This window comes from Rheinheimera pacifica (assembly GCF_024809855.1).
GTDB classification, from domain to species: Bacteria; Pseudomonadota; Gammaproteobacteria; order Enterobacterales; family Alteromonadaceae; genus Alishewanella; species Alishewanella pacifica_A.
Map to the genome: position 1 here is coordinate 79,731 of NZ_JANUEM010000003.1, position 19,603 is coordinate 99,333.

The following is a 19,603-nucleotide window of genomic DNA, read 5'->3' on the forward strand; positions in this document are numbered from 1 at the left end:
AAGCTAATAGCCTGCGCTGTTAGCTTTGTTATTGGTGTTGCCTGAAAGCCAGCTAGCTTAGGTTAGCTGGCTTTTTTATATTCAGGGCCTAAGGTCGGGGATTACCGTGCGGCTTACGGTATTGCCAAGGCGGCTGCGCAGCCAAAGCGTAGCCGGTTGTGCTGGCGCGGCAGCCGGGCAGGCGTGCCAGTTCTGGCCCTGATCGGTGCTGCACTCGGTGGTTAAAAACGGCAGCGCGGTATTAACCTTAAGTTGTTCTGCGCTTAGTTTTACGCCCGGTGGTGGCAGGTAAAAGCTGCTGCTATTCGCGGCCAGCCGGCCCAGCTCAACCTGGCTTAAGCGTAAAGCAAACCGCTGCCAGTCCTGGCTACGCTGGATGCTGTTATTATTGGTTTCCCAACCGGCTTTATGCCAGGCGCGCTCGGCCAAAGCCAGCAAACGGGGGTAGATCATCTGTTCCAGTTGCTCTGCTGTACGTATGGTTTCGCTCCATACCTGGCCCTGAATACCCAGAATGTTTTCGGCTTGTTTAAGTGCTGGCATTTCGCGGCCAACCAGTTCTTCTAAATCGGTAATTAATGCGCCGCTGCGGGTGGTGTCGGCATTGGCGTATAAATTGTCAGGCATAAAGCCAAACACTTTATCAATACTGCTAAAGCGGGTAGCCCAGTAATAGCCGCGTTCAGCCGGGTTGGCTTCGTGCGGGTGGTCAAAATACAAATGGGTACCGGGTGACAGGATCACCTGATAACCATTATTCGCCAGCCGGTAAGCGCGATCGCCCACGCCCCATTCCCAGATATTGTCCCAGGCATTGGCGATTACCCGCTCGTTAGCAAACTGGCTACGGTTAAAGGTATTTTGCTGATCATACATTAAGCCGTCTTCCCAGCCTGCCAGCGCAAGGCCGCGCTTTTGGGTAATATCAGCCAGCCGGCTGACAAAATAGGGTTTTAAATCGGCTACGCCTGCTACGCCATTGTCCGGCGTGCTAAACAGTTGCTGGCAGGCGGCAGAGCCCAGCCAGGAGCCATTTGCTACTTCATCACCGCCCATATGAAAAATATTCAGCTTAATACCGGCCTGGCGATACATTTGTTGTAGTTCATACACTACTTTATCGACAAAAGCATAGGTTGAAGGCAGGCAAACATTGGCTGAATTGTCGTTGTAGTTCTGCACGCTAAGGTAAGTTGAGCTGTCATTAGGATCGGATAGCAGATACTGGCTGGCTGCCTGGGGTTGGTCAGCGGCCATTAAGCGGTTATAACGGGCTTTCATAGCCACAATGGCCGCTCTGGCATGGCCTGGCAGGTCAATTTCCGGTATGACTTCAATATGGCGCTCTGCAGCGTATTGCAAAATTTCAATAAAATCAGCTGTGCTGTAATAACCATTACCGGAGCCATCCGGGTGCGGGCCGGTACCCAGTTGGGTTAGCAGGCAGCGCTGCTCGGTCAAATCAAAGCAGCGTTTGGCGCCAATATCAGTCAGTTCCGGCAGGCCGGGAATTTCCAGCCGCCAGCCTTCGTCTTCTGTCAGGTGCAGGTGTAGTTTATTCAGTTTGTAGCGCGCCATATTATCTATCAGCCGCAGAGTGACTGCTTTACCATGAAAATTACGCGCCATATCGTAATGCATACCACGCCAGGCAGCACGTGGCTGGTCGGTTATTTTGCCCGCAGGCAGTAACAGTTTGTTGTCTTGCTGTTGTAGTAGCGCCAGTAATGACTGCACAGCATAAAAGGCACCGGCATTATCTTTACCGGTAATACGGATGGCTTTATCGCTGATATCAAGCTGGTAGCCTTCTGCGCTGACAGCTAAGCTGCTATCTACCTGTAGTGTGATCACGCTGGTTTTTTTATCAGCTGCTGCGCTGCTACCGGGCAGGGCAACACCCATTTGCTGTAACTGCTGCTGCAGGTATTTTGCTTCTTGCGTAAGGCGGCCACTGAAGTGAATGTGCCAGCTTGCATCAAGCGTGATACGGCGCTTGGCAAATTCCGCCTGCAATGGCGTAGGGATAATACGGGTGCTGACATCATCGCTTATACGGGCACTGTTTAACTGCTCGTTGTGGCTAAAGCGTAAAGCTGCGTCCACTACCGGCACCTGATCCGGCTCGCCCAAGCTACGTAGTTGCTGCTCTGCTGTGTTAATAGGCTGCACAAACCGGCTGAAGTCTTCAGTATCAGTATTGGTAAACACTTCGGCCTGCAGGTTAGCAAAGGCAATAAAAGCTCGTGGCATAAAATCACTGTAGCTTACCATCCAGGGGCCAGACTCAAACGGCAGTGTTAATTGTTGCGAGGGTTTAAGGCCGGCAAAGCCAGCTACGGGGCTAATGCGGTGCAGATCGCCCTGTACGTGCTCAATTTGCAGCCCATGCTGTTGGGTACGTTCTATCCGGCGGATCAAATGAAAATATATTTGCCAGTCTGCTGCACCGGCCGGTAAAGCGAGCGCAGAGTTATTCTGTAAAGTAATCGCCGCGTTAAAGCGAGAAGGCGTATTGAGCTGGTTTGACTGCACGGTAAATTGCAACGTGCTGTTTTGGGCAAATTCTGCCAGCTGTTGCTGGGTCCATGCTGCCGATGCCGGAGCTGAACCTAGCAGCAGTAAAAAAATCATAACGCGCATAAAAAGTTCCCCTGTTGTAGCCGGTGCTGTACCAACTGCACCAGCATGTTATTTTAGTATGTTAACAAACAACTCAGACATATTATGTAAATTTATGATTATATTGTTAATTTTAAATTTAATGCGGCCAGTGCCATAAAATGCCAGCCTGATTTTTAAACAAGACACTTGTTATTTGTCAGATTTATTATATGCTGATTTTTAAAAATGACAACGCTGTCAATTTGTGACTTTAACAAGCACAACTAATAACAGACAGCCACAGTGATGACAGCCCAGAGGCATCAACACAATTTGCAAAGAGGTTTACAGGATGAGTACAGCGCTGAAGGCCGATACGCCTTTATATTTAGGAATAGACGGTGGTGGCAGTAAATGCCGCGCTGTTATTGTATCGGCAGATCAGCAAATTCTGGGTGAAGGCTTGTCTGGCCCGGCTAACCCGTTGCGAGGCATGAAAGTAGCAACAGACTCTATTTTAACGGCTACCCAGCAGGCGCTTAGCAGTGCGGGGCTGGCATTTAATGATATGTCGCGCTTAATTGCCGGTGCCGGTTTAGCGGGTGTTAATATGCCACAATATTACCGGCTTTTTTCTGCCTGGCAGCATCCGTTTAAAACGCTACACCTTACCAGCGATTTGCATATTGCCTGTATGGGTGCGCATCAGGGGCATGATGGTGCAGTCATTATTGTAGGCACCGGGTCTTGTGGCCTGGCCGAAGTAAACGGTCAGTTGATAGAGGTAGGCGGCCATGGTTTCCCTTATGGTGATAATGGCAGCGGCGCCTGGTTTGGTATGCAACTGCTGCATAAGGTATTACTGAGCCTGGATCAACTGGCGCTACCTACACAAATGACAACTTTGCTGCTGCAAGAGCTGGCCGCCAGTAATAGCATTGAGGTGGTGTCGCATTTTATGCAGGCAACGCCAACTACTTATGCCAAATATGCGCCCCTGGTATTTATTGCCGCAGAGGCTGGCGATGCTACGGCAATACAACTGGTGCGGCAGGGCGCAGAGTTTATCAGCGCTATTGCCGACAGGCTGCTTAGCATAGCACCGCCCAGATTATCTTTTATTGGTGGCTTGGCGCATAAACTGCTGCCGTATCTGCCAGAACATATTCAGCAACAGGTTACACCGGCACTACAACCGCCGGAACTCGGTGCAGTGTGGTTTGCCCGTCAGCATAGCCAACTGCCATCTTCCGTTATGTCGTTATAGGTAAGAAGTAAAAATGAGCAACAGTATTATGGCTCTGGAAGCCACAGAAGCGCCACAACGTATTGCCGAGCAACTGGCAGCCAATGCTGCTACCGTGCAGCAGGTGGTAGAACACATTCGCCAGCGTGCGCCAAAGTTTGTCTATATGGTGGGGCGTGGGTCTTCTGATCATGCCGGGGTATTTGCCAAATATTTAATTGAAATAGAAGTTGGCCTGCCGGTAGCAGCTGCTGCGCCCTCAATTGCCAGCGTATACAACAAATCGTTGCAGCTGGCCGATGCGCTGGTACTGGTTATTTCACAATCGGGCCGCAGCCCGGATATTCTGGCCCAGGTTGATATGGCCAAACGTATTGGGGCTATGGTAGTGGCCCTGGTAAACGATACCACTTCTCCTCTGGCAGAGCAGGCGCATTATACGTTGCCGCTACATGTTGGTGCTGAAAAGGCTGTGGCGGCGACCAAAAGCTATCTGGCTACCTTAAGTGCTATTTTGCAGTTGGTGTCGGTTTGGTCGGGTAATCAGGCACTGCAACAGGCGGTGCAGCAATTACCACAAAGTTTGCAGGCTGCTATCGAATTACCACAGCAGTTAACGGCACAGGCGTTAGAAAAAGTGGCGCATCTGGTGGTATTAGGCCGTGGCCTGGGCTATGCCATTTCACGCGAAATTGCGCTAAAGCTAAAAGAAGTGTGCGGCATTCATGCCGAAGCATTTTCCAGTGCGGAGTTTTTACACGGCCCGGTTACGCTGGTAAAAAATCAGTTTGCTATTGTCGATGTCACTATAGAAGATGAAAGCTTAAGCGCGCACCGCAGCCAGATAGAAGATGTACGCAGCCGTGGTGCTGCCATAGTGCAGTTGCACCACCTTGGTGTAAACGCTGATGCGCGGGTGCTACCGTTACTGGTATTGCAGCGGTTTTATCTGGATGTTGAAGTGGTGGCGCGCAGCAGAGGTATTAACCCCGATGCACCGCCGGGCCTGAATAAAGTAACCAAAACGGTATAACCCAACCTAAGGCTAGTGAGTACATGCAGCAGTTAAGTGTCAGCCGCCTGTTTGACGGCGAAAAGTGGTTTGATAATGTTAGTGTCGTCATTAAAGATGGCATCATTCAGGCGGTAACACCGGCAACCGGTGCAGTGCAAACGGGTATACTGGTGCCCGGCTTTATTGATGTACAGGTTAACGGTGGCGGAGGGGCGTTATTTAATACCGCTCCCAGCCGCCAGACACTGCGTACCATGTTGCTGGCACATGCCCGTTTTGGTACCACAGCTATGCTGCCTACGGTAATTACTGACAGCATTAGCGTTATGCAGCAAGCCGCTGACACTATTGCCAGCGCTATTGCCGATGCAGAGCCCGGTATTATTGGTGTGCATTTTGAAGGGCCGCATTTGTCGGTGCCGAAAAAAGGTGTGCACCCGCAGCAACATATCCGGCAATTAAGTGAAGCGGAGCTGGCAATATACGGCCGTACCGATCTTGGCATTAAGCTGGTAACAGTAGCGCCGGAAAATATCAGCCCGCAGCAAATACAGCAACTGGTTGCGCTGAATGTCATTGTTTGCCTTGGCCACTCCAATGCCGATGCGGCTACCGTACAAGCCGCGCTGGCTGCCGGTGCCACCGGTTTTACCCATCTTTATAATGCCATGTCGCCGCTGACGTCGCGCGAGCCGGGCATGGTAGGCGTTGCTCTGGCCGATGCCCAAAGCTGGTGCGGCGTTATTTTTGACGGCCACCATATGCACCCTGTTGCTGCCAAAGTGGCGCTGGCCGCCAAGCCTAAGGGGAAACTGATGATTGTTACCGATGCTATGTCGCCGGTTGGCACATCAGATAGCGAATTTGCCTTTTTTGACGGCAAAGTTATCCGTGAGGGTAACAAACTAACCAACGAGGCCGGTGCGCTGGCAGGCTCGGTGCTGGATATGGCCGCAGCCGTGCAATATGCTGTGGAACAGCTTGATGTGAGTGCGGCAGAAGCCTTACGCATGGCGTCGTTGTACCCGGCGCAGTTTTTAGCACAACCAAACAAAGGCCGGATAGTGGCCGGAGCGCAGGCAGATTTAGTATTACTGAATAATAACTGGCAGGTGCAGGCAAACTGGATTAACGGTAAGCCGGTGTTTGCTGCCGAATAGCATAATAATAAAAGCGGGGAATAAATATGGAAATGACAGCTGAGCAGGCGAAAAAGCGCAGCAGCATATTACCGATGATCATAGTGGCAATGCTGTTTTTTGTATTGGGGTTTGCTACCTGGCTTAATGGCTCGTTAATGCCTTATCTGAAACAGATGTTGCTACTGACACCGTTTCAGGCATCACTGGTGTTGTTTTCGTTTTATATCGCCGTAACTTTTACTGCACTGCCCTCTGCCTGGCTTATCCGCAAAGTAGGTTATAAAAATGGCATGGCACTGGGTATGGCCACCATGATGCTGGCTGGCCTGTTGTATATCCCGGCAGCTCAAACCCAGACCTTCGCTTTATTTTTGTTAGCACAGCTGGTTATTGGTACTGGCCAGACGTTATTGCAAACCGCGGTGAACCCTTATGTGGTTAAAATTGGCCCGGAAGAAACTGCGGCTGTACGTATCAGCATTATGGGTATTTTAAATAAAACGGCCGGTGTAGTAGCGCCTATTGTTTTTACTGCGCTTATCGCCAGCAGCTTTGTTGCACCTGGCGGCACGGAGCTCAGCGCAGAGCAGATTGACGCTATGGCAGCCAGTTTAGTGTTGCCTTATCTCGGCTTAGCTGCCTTTTTAGGTTTACTGGCTTTGGCAGTGAAATTTTCACCGTTGCCTGAGCTGGAAAAAGAAACCGGCGAAGGTAACAAAGCCGGGCAGGTTAAAGCTGCACTGGCAAGGCCCAGCCTGGCACTTGGGGTGCTGGCACTGTTTGTTTATGTTGCGGTAGAAGTAATCGCCGGAGACACCATTGGCCTGTTTGCATTATCGCTGGGGGTTGAGCGTTACACCGTAATGACGTCCTACACCATGGCTTGTATGGTACTGGGTTATATTCTGGGCATACTGCTGATCCCAAGAGTATTGTCACAGCAGGCTGCGCTGGCAGTATCAGCTGTGCTGGGCGTAGTGCTTACGCTGGCGATAGTTATGGGTGATGCTTCATCTTATGTTATAGCCAATACGCTGCTGGTGCCTTTTGGTGGTGCAGCCTTACCCGACACCTTGCTGCTTATTGCGGTATTAGGGCTGGCAAATGCGATTGTCTGGCCGGCAGTATGGCCTTTGGCATTGTCTGGTTTAGGCGCACTTACCAGTGTAGGCTCGGCGTTGCTGATTATGGGTATTGCCGGTGGTGCCTTTGGCCCGCTGTTTTGGGGGCTGGCCAGTGGCAGTGCGCTGGGGCAACAGGGCGCTTATATTGTAATGCTACCCTGTTACCTGTTTATTTTGTTTTATGCGCTTAAAGGCCACAAATTAACCAGCTGGCGTTAGAGCCAGCCTGATAGAGCGGTAGCTTAAAAGCGGTATTCCCAGGTTGCTGCCAGGCTACCGCGTTTAATACGCAGTTCTGGCTGTGGCGATTTATCAAACGCCCGGCCTTCAATGCTTAGCAAGCCGTTAAACAGCGGTTGGCGGTATTCCAGCCTTAACTGCCAGTTTTTCAGCTCTGAGCTGGCGGCAAGAAACTCACCCCGCAGCACACTAACTGCCCAGCTGTAGCCGTCAAATGTCTGATAACGGTAACCTGCTGACAGCACTCTGGCATCGGCACCATAACCGCTGCCGATCACCCGGCCATAGCGGCGGTAGCCTTGCGGATAAATGTCGCCTTCGTAGGCGCAATCACCAGCCACCATTTGCTCTTCACAGCGGATATAGGTGTCGGACCATTCTAAATTCAGTGTGTGCACCGCGGTTTCACTGCCAAAGAAAGTACGCACGCCATACAGTTGCATGGGTTTACCTAACTTGCGGCCGCCGTTGTCGTCTGCCAGCTCGGTATAAAAGCTAAACGGGCGGTTAAACAGATTAGTGTGAAACGTCAGATCCACTGCGGCCAGGTTATCGGCGTTATTATCATCATTGAATAACAGCATATCACCGAAGGCATCCAGGCCGTTATCCAGTGTCTTGCCGCCCCACTGGCTTACCCGCGACAGGCCAAGTTCCAGTTGTGGCAAAGGTCTGGCGCTGAAACGGGCACCAAAATGTTTAATCTGCTGCGGGATGCTGCTGTGCTCACCCTGACCAACAAAGGTAGTAAAGCTCCACGGGCCTAACCAACTGAATAACAAAGAGTCACTTGCTTGCCAGCTGTGTCGGCTTAAACGCAATGATGGGATCGGGCGGGCATTATTGGTTACCAGCAGCGAGGTTTGCTGGCCCGGCCCCCACCATAATGGCTGCTGATCTAATGCCAGCACCCAGTTGCCGGCAATAACGGCCATATAGCTGCCGTCATAGGTTAATTCCTGCTCGGTGCTGCCGTCTTCCGGTTCACGGTAATTAATCTGGGTTTTTGCTGCCCAGTTATCGCCCAGATACTCTTTAAATACACTGACACTGGCTTTATCAAAGTAAGTTTCGCCAAAGCTTTGATACAAAGAGGGATCTGTACCGGCTTTAAGTTTAATACCGGCAATATAGCTGTGCTGGTTCGCATTTAATGCTGAGCGTACATGGGCCAGTGCAAAGCGCAGCTCTTCTGTGGGCTGCTCTTGCGCCGCGGCTAAATCAGCAACTATGTTTTTCCACATCAGCGGGTAAGTATTTACCGGGCCGGTAATAACCCCGGCGTGAGATAGTGTTTGCAGCGACTGGCGCAAATAGTTATCGGTAGTGTCTACCCAGGGTGCAGCCGCAGCCGGCAGCGCAAACAGCAATGCAGTTAATAAAGCGGGTTTAAAGGTCATAATTTAAATTTAGCTTTTAGTGCCTGTTCAACGTGGCAGGGTACGAAACTGGAGACATCACCGCCATGGCGGCATACTTCTTTTACCAGCGTAGAAGAGATAAAGGTATTTTTTTCTGACGGTGTCATAAAAATACTGTCCAGCGCCGGGTTTAACTGGCGGTTCATGCTGGCCAGCTGAAACTCATATTCAAAATCGGCGACAGCACGCACACCACGGATCAGCACCTGTGCCGATTGATCTTCAGCAAATTTAGCCAGTAAGCCTGAGAAGCCAATAACACTGACATTGCTGATACCGGTAAAAGCCTGTTGGGCCAGGGCTACCCGTTCGTCCAGACTAAACAGTGGCTGTTTACTGGGGTTAGCCGCAACAGCCAGTATGACCTGATCGAATATACGGGCTGCCCGCTGCACTAAATCAGCATGCCCATTAGTGAGTGGGTCAAAGGTGCCTGGGTAAATAGCTTTTATTTTCATTGAGTTGTAAGCTTTCCTTGGCTAGGGCACAGCAGTGGCTGTCCTGCGACTAGAGTTTTTAGTCAATTTGGCGTTACTATAGCAAATTAATTTAGCTAACAATAAGCCTGTTTCGCAGATGGAAAAGAAGTTAAGAACTAAAGATAAAATTCTGCAAGCCAGCATAGAGCTGTTTAACCAGGTTGGTGAGCGTCAGGTCACGACCAATCACATTGCTGCCCATCTGGGCATTAGCCCGGGTAATCTGTATTACCACTTCCGTAATAAAGAAGACATCGTCCGGCAGATTTTTAAAGAATACGCCAAGTTGCTGGAAACACGCATTAAACCGCCGTCAGATAAAGCTGAAGCCTTAGACGCACTGGCCTGTTATCTGGATGCAGTGTTTGAGCTGATGTGGCGTTTTCATTTCTTTTACGCCAATTTGCCGGATATTCTGTCGCGCGATCCCGCCTTGCAGCAAGACTACCAGCAAGTGCAGCAAGGCGTGCTGGCGCGTGTTATTGCGGTACTAAAAGCACTGAAGCAATCGGCCGTGATCCAGATTGACGATGACGATATTACCGATCTGGCGCATAGCATAAAACTATTGGTGACATTCTGGATCAGCTATCTGAAAACCCAGGCACCGGATCAGGCTATTGATCAGGCCAGCGTCTATCAGGGGGTGCTTAAGGTATTGCTGTTATTTAAGCCTTATGCCACCGAACAAGCCCGGCCACGTATCGCCCGCTTGCAGCAGCACTACGAAGATCTAGCCCGCTAAAGCTGTTCAGATACTGATGTTTATGTAGTTTAAACTTTACAGCTGCAGGTCTGAGCAGCGCTTTGGATACGTTAAAAGCGCTGCAGGACAGCGCCATAAGCTTTACAATGGCGCCGTTTTTTCTGTTCTCTTACCCCCGCAACAGGAGGCTTTATGCGCAATGGCGCTTTTCTGCAACATCTACAACAACAAATAGACGATGTGAAAGCAGAAGGTTTATACAAAGCAGAACGTATTATTACGTCACAACAACGTGCCGACGTTACCGTAGGTGGCCAACAGGTACTGAATTTTTGCGCTAACAACTATTTAGGCCTGGCCAACCACCCGGATTTAATTGCTGCTGCGCAGCAGGGTTTAGCCAGCCATGGTTTTGGTGTGGCGTCGGTACGCTTTATCTGCGGCACCCAGGATATTCATAAAACGCTGGAACAAAATATCAGTGCGTTTTTAAGCACTGAAGATACCATTTTGTATTCCTCCTGCTTTGATGCTAACGGCGGTTTGTTTGAAACCATTTTAGGCGCAGAGGATGCGGTAATATCTGATGCGTTAAACCATGCCTCGATTATTGATGGTGTACGGTTGTGCAAAGCCAAACGTTACCGTTATGCCAATAACGATATGCAGGAACTTGAAGCCCAGCTAAAACAAGCTGATGCCGACGGTGCCCGCTTTAAGCTGATTGCCACAGACGGTGTATTCTCAATGGATGGCGTAATTGCCGACCTGAAAGCCGTGTGCGACCTGGCCGACAAATACGGCGCCATGGTAATGGTAGATGATAGCCATGCGGTAGGTTTTGTTGGTAAAAATGGCCGTGGTACCCATGAATACTGCGATGTGATGAATCGCGTTGATATTATTACCGGCACCCTGGGTAAGGCCCTTGGTGGCGCCTCCGGCGGTTATACTTCAGGTAAAAAAGAAGTCATTGAGTGGCTGCGTCAGCGTTCACGGCCCTATTTGTTCTCTAATTCGCTGGCGCCATCTATTGTTACCGCCTCTATCAAGGTGCTGGATATGCTGGCACAGGGCGACGCGCTGCGCGCAAAGCTGTGGGATAACGCCAATTATTTCCGCGAAAAAATGTCTGCAGCCGGTTTTACGCTGGCCGGTAAAGACCACGCTATTATTCCGGTAATGCTGGGCGACGCCAAAGTTGCCGCAGAAATGGCCAAACGTATGCTGGCCGAAGGTATTTACGTGGTAGGTTTCTCCTTCCCGGTGGTGCCAAAAGGCCAGGCGCGGATCCGCACCCAAATTTCAGCAGCGCATACAACAGAACAACTGGATAAGGCGATTGCAGCCTTTATCCGTATTGGTAAAGACATGGGCGTGATCGCATAAGGGCGGGGCGTAAAAATGAAAGCATTAGCAAAGTTAAAAGCAGAACCGGGCATTTGGCAAACCGAGGTAGAAAAACCGGAAGTTGGCCCGAATGATGTGTTAATTCGTATTAAAAAAACCGCGATTTGCGGCACCGATGTGCATATATATAAGTGGGACGAGTGGGCACAAAATACTATTCCGCACGGTATGGTGGTGGGCCACGAATATGTTGGTGTCATTGAAGGTATGGGCTCGGAAGTACGCGGCTTTAATATTGGCGATCGCGTCTCCGGCGAAGGCCATATCACTTGCGGCTACTGCCGTAACTGCCGGGCCGGTAGGGTGCATTTATGCCGCAACACTATTGGCGTTGGTGTAAACCGTGCCGGTTCTTTTGCCGAGTATCTGGTAATCCCTGCCTATAACGCTTTTAAACTGGCTGATAATATTCCGGATAATATCGCTGCTATTTTCGACCCGTTCGGCAATGCTGTACATACTGCCTTGTCATTTGATTTAGTTGGTGAAGATGTACTGATCACCGGTGCCGGCCCTATCGGTATTATGGCTGCTGCAGTGGCGCGCCATGTTGGTGCCCGCCACGTCGTGATTACCGATGTAAACCCATACCGGCTTGAACTGGCACTGAAAATGGGCGCTACCCGTGCGGTAGATGTGAGCAAGCAGAATTTAAAAGACGTGATGAAAGAGCTGGGCATGACAGAAGGCTTTGACGTTGGCCTGGAAATGTCTGGCGTACCGGCAGCGTTTCGCAGCATGCTGGATACCATGAACCACGGTGGCAAAATTGCCATGTTAGGGATCCCGCCGTCTGATATGGCGGTAGACTGGAACAAAGTTATATTTAAAGGACTGATAATTAAAGGTATCTACGGCCGGGAGATGTTTGAAACCTGGTACAAGATGGCCAGCTTAATCCAATCTGGGCTGGATTTAACACCCATGATAACCCATGAGTTACCCATGGAGCGTTTTCAGGAGGGCTTCGACATTATGTGCTCGGGCCAATCCGGCAAAGTGGTACTGAACTGGTCTTAACACTGTGAACTAGGTGAGATACAGCAAAAAGCGAACTGAGGTTCGCTTTTTTTATGTCTGTTTTTTTGCCAGTAACAATAAGTTACAAGTGTATATTTAACATGGATTTAATTAAGTCATTGTTTTTAAATATTTTTTATGAGTTGGAGTGGTTTATGCATTGTGCTGTTGCAAGCTATTGCATTACTACAACCAATAACAAAATTCAGAGGTATATCCATGTTGAAGTCTATATTGTTTGCTCTATCAGCTTTGGTACTGAGCAGTCTGGCGCTGCCGCAGACCGTGCAGGCCGCACCTATCATGACACAAGAATTCCTGTTTGAAGATGGTACCAGCTTTGGCGTGCTATCTGTTGATCTGGATAACATTGACGAGTTCGGTAATGTACTTCAGTGGGAAGCATTTGAGCTGTTCGGTTTTACCATCGGTGAAAGCTTCCTGTTTCTGGCTGAATATAACCCGTTAAACCTGGCAGCAGGTTTTACTTTCTTAAACTTCGACGTAAATGATATCTCCAACTCTTTTGCTTTCCAGGGCTTCTGGGACAGCGCTTTTGGTGAAGGTTTCATGGATATTTTCAGTACTGATGGTCAATTCATTGATGCCGGTTCCTTCTACTTAAGTAATGTTACTTTAGTGTCTGAGCCAGCAACGTTGTTTTTGATGCTGGGTGCTGTTGGTGGTTTAATACTGCGCCGCCGTCAAGGTTAAGTGTCAGCTTTTTTATCAGTGAAATTATGTGTGGTTAACAACTATGGTAGCTTGTTCACACATGTTGTCTCTGCGGTAAGAGGCAACATAGCTACCATGTTTGTGTTGGTAAGCTACATTGAAGTGTCAGCTTTTTATACATCTGTGCCAACAACGTTGCTTTTGCGTTAAGCAACATTGCTGGCAGATATAAAGCAAACCCGGTTGAACAAATCCAGGTTAAAAAGTGCTCGAATAAATATCGTCAGTTGCCGCAATAAACGCACTGTTTTGGTTTAACAGAACCTGGCAGGTTGCGTTTAAGGCTCTGATGGGTAATAAAAATAAACGGAGATATTACATGCGATTTAACAGAATTATGTCCAGAACTGCATTAGCAGTTGCAGTAGCGGTTGGCGCGGTCCACGCCAATGCACTGGCAAACCAATATGAAGTGACTATTGATCCAAGCCAGCTCAGTCAAGTGGCGGGCGATGACACCGAAGCTGCACCTTACATTGTTCAGGTTAAAGGTAAAAGTGGCGTAGAAAGAGCAGAAGAACTTGGCGAGCTGCTACCAGCCAGACAATCAGTAACTCAGGCGCTGAACCGCTATAATGCCGGTTCTGCCCGTATGCAAAACTATACCAACAGCTTAAAAGCCTTCCATCAGCAACTGGCGGCACAAACGGGAGCTGTTGAGGTTATTTATTCTTACACCCATACCTTTAATGGTTTCTCTGCCAAAATGACAGCGGCACAGGCTGAGGCAATGCGTAGCCTGCCGAATGTTGTTGGCGTATGGCGTGACGAAGCTCAGCAGTTAACCACATCAAATACACCGGCATTTCTTGAGCTGACAGGCTCACCAGATGGTTTACACACGCTGGGTGTGAAAGGTGAAGATATCGTTATTGGTATTGTTGACAGCGGTATTTGGCCAGAACACCCAAGCTTTGCTGATGACGGCTCATACGGGCCGCTGGCAGGCTGGGCCGGTGCCTGTGATGTTGGGCAAGATGCTAATTTTAGTTGCAGCAATAAACTGATTGGTGCCCGCTACTATAAAAACACTTTCGAGAGCGTATATCAGTTGCAACCTGGTGAGTTCGCGTCACCACGTGATGCTGACAACCATGGTACTCACGTTGCATCAACTGCTGGTGGTAACGAGGGGGTAACAGCGGTATTTAATGGTACTCCGGTTGCAACCGTATCAGGTATTGCGCCGCGTGCGCGTATTGCCATGTATAAAGCCTGTTGGAACAGTACTTATGTCAGCCCGGCGGGTGTTGCTGAACGCGGCTGTTTCTATGGTGATACCATGGCAGCTATTGACCAGGCTGTAGCCGATGGTGTTGATGTGATTAACTATTCTATCGGTGGTAGTTTAACTGATTTAACGACTTTAGCTGTGGCTGCCAAACTACGCGCTACGCAGGCGGGTGTATTTGTTGCCGTGTCAGCCGGTAACGACGGCCCGGGAGCTGGCACTATTGGTACTCCTGCACCATGGGTAACCACTGTTGCAGCATCGACTTATGATGGTACCAGTGTTGCTAACGGTATTGAAGTCACAGCGGGTCCGCTACAGGGTACTTATGTTGCCGTTGAAGGCGGTACTTCCAGGCCATTAAAAGAAACCGGTGCTGTGAGCGCAGATGTAGTGGTAGCAGCGCCATTGGACGGCTGTACGGCACTGACTAATGCAGCAGACATCGCTGGCAGTTTTGCATTGATCCAACGTGGCAGCTGTGACTTTACCGTTAAGCTGGGTAATGCTCAGGCCGCCGGTGCTGCAGGTGTTATCGTATACAACAACGTTGCGGGTTCTCCTATTGTTATGGGCGGCACAGGCAGTGTAAATATCCCGGCGGTAATGATCCCCCTGGCAGCCGGTAATGCATTTAATGCTGAAGTTACTGCAGGCGGTACTGTAAATGTAGTAATGAGCCCGTCTGTGTTTGTTACCGATGTGGTTGAAGTTGGTAACCTGATGGCAGGCTTCTCGTCACGCGGGCCTAATTTAGCAACTTTTGATGTTATCAAGCCTGATATTACTGCTCCGGGTGTGAAAATTCTGGCTGGCGCGTCATCTCAGCCAATGTTGACAGCACACGGTAACAGCTTCACTTATCTGCAGGGTACGTCTATGTCGAGCCCGCATATTGCAGGTATGGCAGCATTGGTAAAAGAAGCGAACCCAAGCTGGACACCAGCGATGATTAAATCTGCGCTGATGACAACTGCACGGCAGAATTTAACCAAAGAGAACGGTATCACGCCTGCCGACCCGTTTGATTTTGGTGCTGGCCATGCGGTACCAAACAAAGCAACTAATCCGGGTTTAACTTATGACATCAATAATCTGGATTACTTTGCCTTCCTGTGCGGTGTAGGTAACCGTGCCTTTGTTCTGAGCGCGAGTGGTTACTCCTGTGATGCGTTTGAAGCGGCAAATTACGATACTGATCCAAGCCAGCTGAACCTGCCATCTCTGGCAATTGGCGAGCTGTCTGGTACAGAAACCTTGTATCGTGAAGTTACAGACGTGAGTGGTTCTGCCTCAGTTTACACGGCAACAATTGAAGCACCAGCCGGTGTGGATGTTACGCTTGTCGGTGGCAATAGTATGTCAGTACCTGCCAATGGTAAGGCTGCATATGGTTTAACCTTTAAACCAAACCAAAGTGCTGTTATCGGGCAATGGGTATTTGGTGCTATTACCTGGTCTGACGGTGCGCATACTGTGCGCAGCCCGATCGCGGTCAGAGTAGTACCACCAAAACTGATTGATGCACCTGCAAACATTACTGCTTCAGTAGTGGCTAAAGCTGGCCGTATCAACTTCCCGGTGACCATGAACTACAGCGGAAACACCAGTGCCAGCATTGTAGGCCTGACTGCACCTGCAGGTTCCAGCCGTACTATTCCACAAGACCCTGACAGCACGTTTAGCTTTAATGAGCCGGGCTTAGGCTTACACACGTTCGAAGTGCCGGCAGGTACCAGAGTATTACGTTTCAGTCTGTATGAAGCCTTGGCTTCTGTACCAGGTGCTGATTTAGATATGTACGTTTACCGTTGTATCGCATCGTCCTGTACTGCGGTTGGGTCTTCAACCAGTGTTGGCGGTAATGAGCAGGTAACATTACGCGACCCTGCACCTGCTGCTAACGGTGCTGCCGGTAACTTCTATCTGGTGTTTGTGCATGCTTACGATCTGTTAGGTCAGGCCACGGTTAACTACACTATGCCGTTATGGGTAGTAGGTAGCGACGCAGGTAACACCCGAGTGGCTGCCAGCACCAGAGCGATTGAAGGGCGTGCTAACGTGGTTACTCTGCAAACGTCTAACCTGACTGCCAGCCCATTTCCTTATCTGGGTGTGATGTCATTTAAAGGTGCAGATGGCCTTGAACAGGCAACAACCCTGCTGGAAGTAACAGCAAACTGATAGTGTTGTAACTGAAAGGGCCCGGTTAAATAACCGGGCTTTTTTTTAACTGTAACTGCCGCTGTACGGCTTAATAAGCTGGCCTATACTGAATAAGACTTATAACGCCCTGGAATGGCTGGGAGTTTGTTGTGTTGTTATTGCTGTTGCTGGCTATTGGATTGCTAAGTTTTGTTGCCTTCAGATTTCGCCGTATGGCTGCTGCGTTGCGCGCAGAAATAGCCCGCCACGCGCAAACCGAACAACAACTGATCGAGCGTAATAAAGAACTGCTGCAACTGGCAAGTACTGATCTGCTTACCGGTTTATTAAACCGGCGAGCCGTTATACAACAAGCGCTAAGTGAGCTGCGCCGCGCCAAGCGCTATAGGAAAGATCTGGCTGTGCTAATGCTGGACATCGATCACTTTAAACACATTAATGATCAGTACGGTCATGCCGCCGGTGATAAAGTGCTGCGTTATTTTGCGGTGTTGTGCCAGCAAAGTATTCGGGATACCGATTTGCTGGGGCGCTACGGTGGTGAAGAGTTTATTCTGGTACTGCCGGAAATTGATTTGCAAACCGCTATTTTGTCTGCTGAGCGGATCCGCATGACAGTGTCACAATATCACTTTACTCTTACCGACAGCACAGCTGTGCAGTTGAGTTGCAGTATTGGTATTGCCATGTATCTGCCGGAACGCGATGATCTGGATAAACTGCTCTTAAGGGCTGATCAGGCGTTATATCAGGCCAAGCATCAGGGCCGTAATCGCTGTGCCGTTAAGCAATAATAACTGCAAATACTGAATTGCCGGTTATACTGGCAATCTGCTTAGTAAAGGATCTTGTGTTATGTTGTGTAGTCGTTTGTTGCTGGCAACCATATTGATTACAGCAATAATCAGTGTTCAGGTTAAGGCACAAACCCGCTTTCGTGACACTATTCAAATTGCCGGTTCTTCAACTATGTTGCCCTTTGTCTCTATTGCTGCAGAAGAGTTTGGCTACAGTTTCGCTCAATTTCGGGTGCCGGTTGTAGGCTCGGGTGGTTCGGCCGGTGGCTTGCGGCAATTTTGTCAGGGAGTGGGCAGCCACACTATTGATATTGCCAATACGTCCAGACCCATGCGCCCGGCTGAACTGGCAGCTTGCAGGGCCAATGGCGTAGATAAAATTCTTGAAGTTACGCTGGGTTATGATGCTATTGTGTTTGCCTCGCGTATTGACGCGGCCGCTTTTGATCTTACTCCCGGGCAAATTTTTCTGGCACAGGCTGCTCAGGTACCATCGGTACAAGGCATGGTAGCTAACCCTTATCAGCGTTGGTCTGATATCGACAGTAGCCTGCCTGAGCAACAAATTGTGTTAGCCATTCCCGGCACAAACCACGGTACGCGCGAAATTTACGAAGAAGATATAGTGTTACCCGGTTGTCTGGCGATACCTGCAGTGCAGCACCTTGAGCCCGAGGCTCAGCTTAACTTTTGCAGTGCAATACGCAAAGACGGCAGAGTGATTGAAATTGCAGGAGATTATACTGAAGCTTTAGCCCGGCTTGATGCTCAGCATGATGCAATAGGGGTGTTTGGGGTGAGTTTTTATCAGGCTAACCGCGATCGTATTAAAGTCGCGGCTATTTCCGGTGTGCTGCCCGCTACCGAAACCATTTTAGCCGGTGAATACCCACTAACCCGGCCACTGTACTTTTATGTCAAGCTGGCACATGTTGGCTTAACTCCGGGCCTGCTCGAGTTTAGCCGCTATCTGGCAAGTGATGCTGTATCCGGTGAAAACAGCCCGCTGCAAGATGCCGGTTTAATTGTGCTGACACCAGAGCTGCGCCAGAAAATGCAACAGCGCATTGTCAGCCAACAATCGCTTTAATGCGGCTCAACAGATAAACAATGCAAAAAATATTGCTTGTCATATTGCTGCAATAATCATCAAGCACACTGCACCTCGTCAAAGTAATCCAATACTTATATTTAACGAGGACACCATCATGACATTGAATAACTTAACCAAACTGGTTCTGGCAAGTGCAGTAGCACTGAGCTTCAGCACTGTTGCGCAAACAAGCGGCCGTGACACTATCCAGGTGGCAGGTTCGTCAACCGTATTACCTTTTTCTTCTGTTGCTGCTGAAGAGTTCGGTAACAATTTTGCTCAGTTTAAAACGCCGGTAGTAGGTTCAGGCGGCTCTTCTGGTGGCTTACGTCAGTTCTGTCAGGGTGTTGGTACCAGCACTATTGATATCGCTAACTCGTCACGCCCTATCCGCCCGGCAGAAGTTGAAGCCTGTAAAGCGAATGGTGTAAATCAGATCGTTGAAGTGAAAATTGGCTACGACGGTATCGTGTTTGCTTCACGCATTGATGCAGGTGATTTTAAACTGGAGCCTAAGCATGTATTTTTAGCCCAGGCTGCTGAAGTGCCACAGAACGGTAAAATGGTTGCCAACCCTTATACCCGCTGGTCGCAAATTGATAAATCTTTACCGGATCAGGCCATTTTATTAGCTATTCCTGGCTCTAACCACGGTACCCGTGAAGTTTACGAAGAAAAGGTTGTAGTACCTGGTTGTCAAACATTTGCTGAAGTAAAAGCTTTATCAAAAGATGATGCCGGTAAGTTCTGTCTGGCTATGCGTACCGACGGTCGTGTAGTAGAAATTGCTGGCGATTACACTGAAACTCTGGCGCGTCTGCAAGCACAAAAAGATGCTGTTGGCGTATTTGGTTTAAGCTTCTACGAAGCTAACCGTGACCGCATCAAAGTAGCAACAGTGTCAGGTGTTGTGCCTACGCTGGACACTATTATTGCTGGTAAATATCCGGTATCACGTCCGCTGTTTTTCTATGTTAAAGGTGAGCACATTGGCGTAGTACCAGGTTTACAACAGTTTGCTGAATACTTTGTGTCTGACGCAGCGTCAGGCTTTGGCAGCCCGTTAGAAGCGGCTGGCCTTATCCCGCTGGCTGATGCTGAGCGTGCTGAGATCCTGAAAAACATCCGCGCTAAGAAAACCCTGTAATATTACTGCGGTGTTGTTGATAAGAGC

At 49.4% G+C, this 19,603-nt stretch carries 15 protein-coding genes; 12 read left to right on the forward strand and 3 right to left on the reverse strand.

Annotated elements, in window-relative coordinates; all coding sequences use genetic code 11:
- Nucleotides 1-81: 81 nt before the first annotated feature.
- Complete coding sequence (locus M2404_RS05685) at nucleotides 82-2,643, reverse strand: family 20 glycosylhydrolase (protein WP_259238762.1); 2,562 nt, start codon at nucleotides 2,641-2,643, stop codon at nucleotides 82-84.
- 313 nt (nucleotides 2,644-2,956) lie between these two features.
- Between M2404_RS05685 and nagK the strand changes: the two genes are divergently transcribed.
- The 4 genes from nagK to nagP are packed head-to-tail and all read left to right on the forward strand — an operon-like array spanning nucleotide 2,957 to nucleotide 7,350.
- Entirely contained in the window at nucleotides 2,957-3,871 is a 915-nt protein-coding gene (gene nagK / locus M2404_RS05690; protein WP_259238763.1) for an N-acetylglucosamine kinase, read from the forward strand.
- Nucleotides 3,872-3,884: 13 nt separating this feature from the next.
- Nucleotides 3,885-4,883, forward strand: a complete 999-nt coding sequence (gene nagB-II / locus M2404_RS05695) for a glucosamine-6-phosphate deaminase NagB-II (protein WP_259238764.1) — start codon at nucleotides 3,885-3,887, stop codon at nucleotides 4,881-4,883.
- Nucleotides 4,884-4,906: 23 nt separating this feature from the next.
- Nucleotides 4,907-6,025, forward strand: coding sequence for an N-acetylglucosamine-6-phosphate deacetylase (gene nagA, locus M2404_RS05700; RefSeq protein ID WP_259238765.1), 1,119 nt, complete (start codon nucleotides 4,907-4,909; stop codon nucleotides 6,023-6,025).
- 26 nt (nucleotides 6,026-6,051) lie between these two features.
- Nucleotides 6,052-7,350 carry an N-acetylglucosamine MFS transporter NagP gene (gene nagP, locus M2404_RS05705; RefSeq protein ID WP_259238766.1) on the forward strand — a complete coding sequence of 433 codons (1,299 nt, stop codon included), beginning with the start codon at nucleotides 6,052-6,054 and terminating at the stop codon, nucleotides 7,348-7,350.
- 23 nt (nucleotides 7,351-7,373) lie between these two features.
- Here nagP and M2404_RS05710 read toward each other — a convergent pair whose 3' ends face one another.
- Complete coding sequence (locus tag M2404_RS05710; protein WP_259238767.1) at nucleotides 7,374-8,771, reverse strand: capsule assembly Wzi family protein; 1,398 nt, start codon at nucleotides 8,769-8,771, stop codon at nucleotides 7,374-7,376.
- Nucleotides 8,768-9,250 (reverse strand): pantetheine-phosphate adenylyltransferase, encoded by a 483-nt coding sequence (gene coaD / locus M2404_RS05715; RefSeq protein WP_259238768.1) that lies wholly within the window; start codon nucleotides 9,248-9,250, stop codon nucleotides 8,768-8,770. The genes M2404_RS05710 and coaD overlap by 4 nt, the downstream gene beginning before the upstream one ends.
- A 118-nt stretch (nucleotides 9,251-9,368) precedes the next feature.
- Here coaD and M2404_RS05720 point away from each other — a divergent pair, with 118 nt between their 5' ends.
- The 8 genes from M2404_RS05720 to M2404_RS05765 all read left to right on the forward strand — a co-directional run bounded on the left by M2404_RS05720 (nucleotide 9,369) and on the right by M2404_RS05765 (nucleotide 19,576).
- Nucleotides 9,369-10,016, forward strand: a complete 648-nt coding sequence (locus M2404_RS05720) for a TetR/AcrR family transcriptional regulator (protein ID WP_259238769.1) — start codon at nucleotides 9,369-9,371, stop codon at nucleotides 10,014-10,016.
- Between the two features lie 153 nt (nucleotides 10,017-10,169).
- Nucleotides 10,170-11,366, forward strand: coding sequence for a glycine C-acetyltransferase (locus M2404_RS05725; protein ID WP_259238770.1), 1,197 nt, complete (start codon nucleotides 10,170-10,172; stop codon nucleotides 11,364-11,366).
- A gap of 15 nt (nucleotides 11,367-11,381) precedes the next feature.
- Complete coding sequence (gene tdh / locus M2404_RS05730) at nucleotides 11,382-12,407, forward strand: L-threonine 3-dehydrogenase (protein WP_259238771.1); 1,026 nt, start codon at nucleotides 11,382-11,384, stop codon at nucleotides 12,405-12,407.
- Between the two features lie 219 nt (nucleotides 12,408-12,626).
- Nucleotides 12,627-13,121, forward strand: a complete 495-nt coding sequence (locus M2404_RS05735; RefSeq protein ID WP_259238772.1) for a PEP-CTERM sorting domain-containing protein — start codon at nucleotides 12,627-12,629, stop codon at nucleotides 13,119-13,121.
- A 340-nt stretch (nucleotides 13,122-13,461) separates the two neighbouring features.
- On the forward strand, nucleotides 13,462-16,557 hold the full coding sequence (locus M2404_RS20275) for a S8 family serine peptidase (RefSeq protein ID WP_310503068.1): 3,096 nt from the start codon (nucleotides 13,462-13,464) through the stop codon (nucleotides 16,555-16,557).
- A 131-nt stretch (nucleotides 16,558-16,688) separates the two neighbouring features.
- Complete coding sequence (locus M2404_RS05755; protein WP_259238773.1) at nucleotides 16,689-17,333, forward strand: GGDEF domain-containing protein; 645 nt, start codon at nucleotides 16,689-16,691, stop codon at nucleotides 17,331-17,333.
- A gap of 61 nt (nucleotides 17,334-17,394) precedes the next feature.
- Entirely contained in the window at nucleotides 17,395-18,426 is a 1,032-nt protein-coding gene (locus tag M2404_RS05760; protein ID WP_259238774.1) for a substrate-binding domain-containing protein, read from the forward strand.
- A gap of 118 nt (nucleotides 18,427-18,544) precedes the next feature.
- Nucleotides 18,545-19,576 (forward strand): substrate-binding domain-containing protein, encoded by a 1,032-nt coding sequence (locus M2404_RS05765; RefSeq protein WP_259238775.1) that lies wholly within the window; start codon nucleotides 18,545-18,547, stop codon nucleotides 19,574-19,576.
- Nucleotides 19,577-19,603 lie beyond the last annotated feature (27 nt).

What these genes read in the sequence shown, in the direction of transcription:
- M2404_RS05685 (WP_259238762.1), bottom strand. Translation starts at nt 2,643, where the DNA reads ATGCGCGTTATGATTTTTTTACTGCTGCTAGGTTCAGCTCCGGCATCG.
- nagK (WP_259238763.1), top strand. Translation starts at nt 2,957, where the DNA reads ATGAGTACAGCGCTGAAGGCCGATACGCCTTTATATTTAGGAATAGAC.
- nagB-II (WP_259238764.1), top strand. Translation starts at nt 3,885, where the DNA reads ATGAGCAACAGTATTATGGCTCTGGAAGCCACAGAAGCGCCACAACGT.
- nagA (WP_259238765.1), top strand. Translation starts at nt 4,907, where the DNA reads ATGCAGCAGTTAAGTGTCAGCCGCCTGTTTGACGGCGAAAAGTGGTTT.
- nagP (WP_259238766.1), top strand. Translation starts at nt 6,052, where the DNA reads ATGGAAATGACAGCTGAGCAGGCGAAAAAGCGCAGCAGCATATTACCG.
- M2404_RS05710 (WP_259238767.1), bottom strand. Translation starts at nt 8,771, where the DNA reads ATGACCTTTAAACCCGCTTTATTAACTGCATTGCTGTTTGCGCTGCCG.
- coaD (WP_259238768.1), bottom strand. Translation starts at nt 9,250, where the DNA reads ATGAAAATAAAAGCTATTTACCCAGGCACCTTTGACCCACTCACTAAT.
- M2404_RS05720 (WP_259238769.1), top strand. Translation starts at nt 9,369, where the DNA reads ATGGAAAAGAAGTTAAGAACTAAAGATAAAATTCTGCAAGCCAGCATA.
- M2404_RS05725 (WP_259238770.1), top strand. Translation starts at nt 10,170, where the DNA reads ATGCGCAATGGCGCTTTTCTGCAACATCTACAACAACAAATAGACGAT.
- tdh (WP_259238771.1), top strand. Translation starts at nt 11,382, where the DNA reads ATGAAAGCATTAGCAAAGTTAAAAGCAGAACCGGGCATTTGGCAAACC.
- M2404_RS05735 (WP_259238772.1), top strand. Translation starts at nt 12,627, where the DNA reads ATGTTGAAGTCTATATTGTTTGCTCTATCAGCTTTGGTACTGAGCAGT.
- M2404_RS20275 (WP_310503068.1), top strand. Translation starts at nt 13,462, where the DNA reads ATGCGATTTAACAGAATTATGTCCAGAACTGCATTAGCAGTTGCAGTA.
- M2404_RS05760 (WP_259238774.1), top strand. Translation starts at nt 17,395, where the DNA reads ATGTTGTGTAGTCGTTTGTTGCTGGCAACCATATTGATTACAGCAATA.
- M2404_RS05765 (WP_259238775.1), top strand. Translation starts at nt 18,545, where the DNA reads ATGACATTGAATAACTTAACCAAACTGGTTCTGGCAAGTGCAGTAGCA.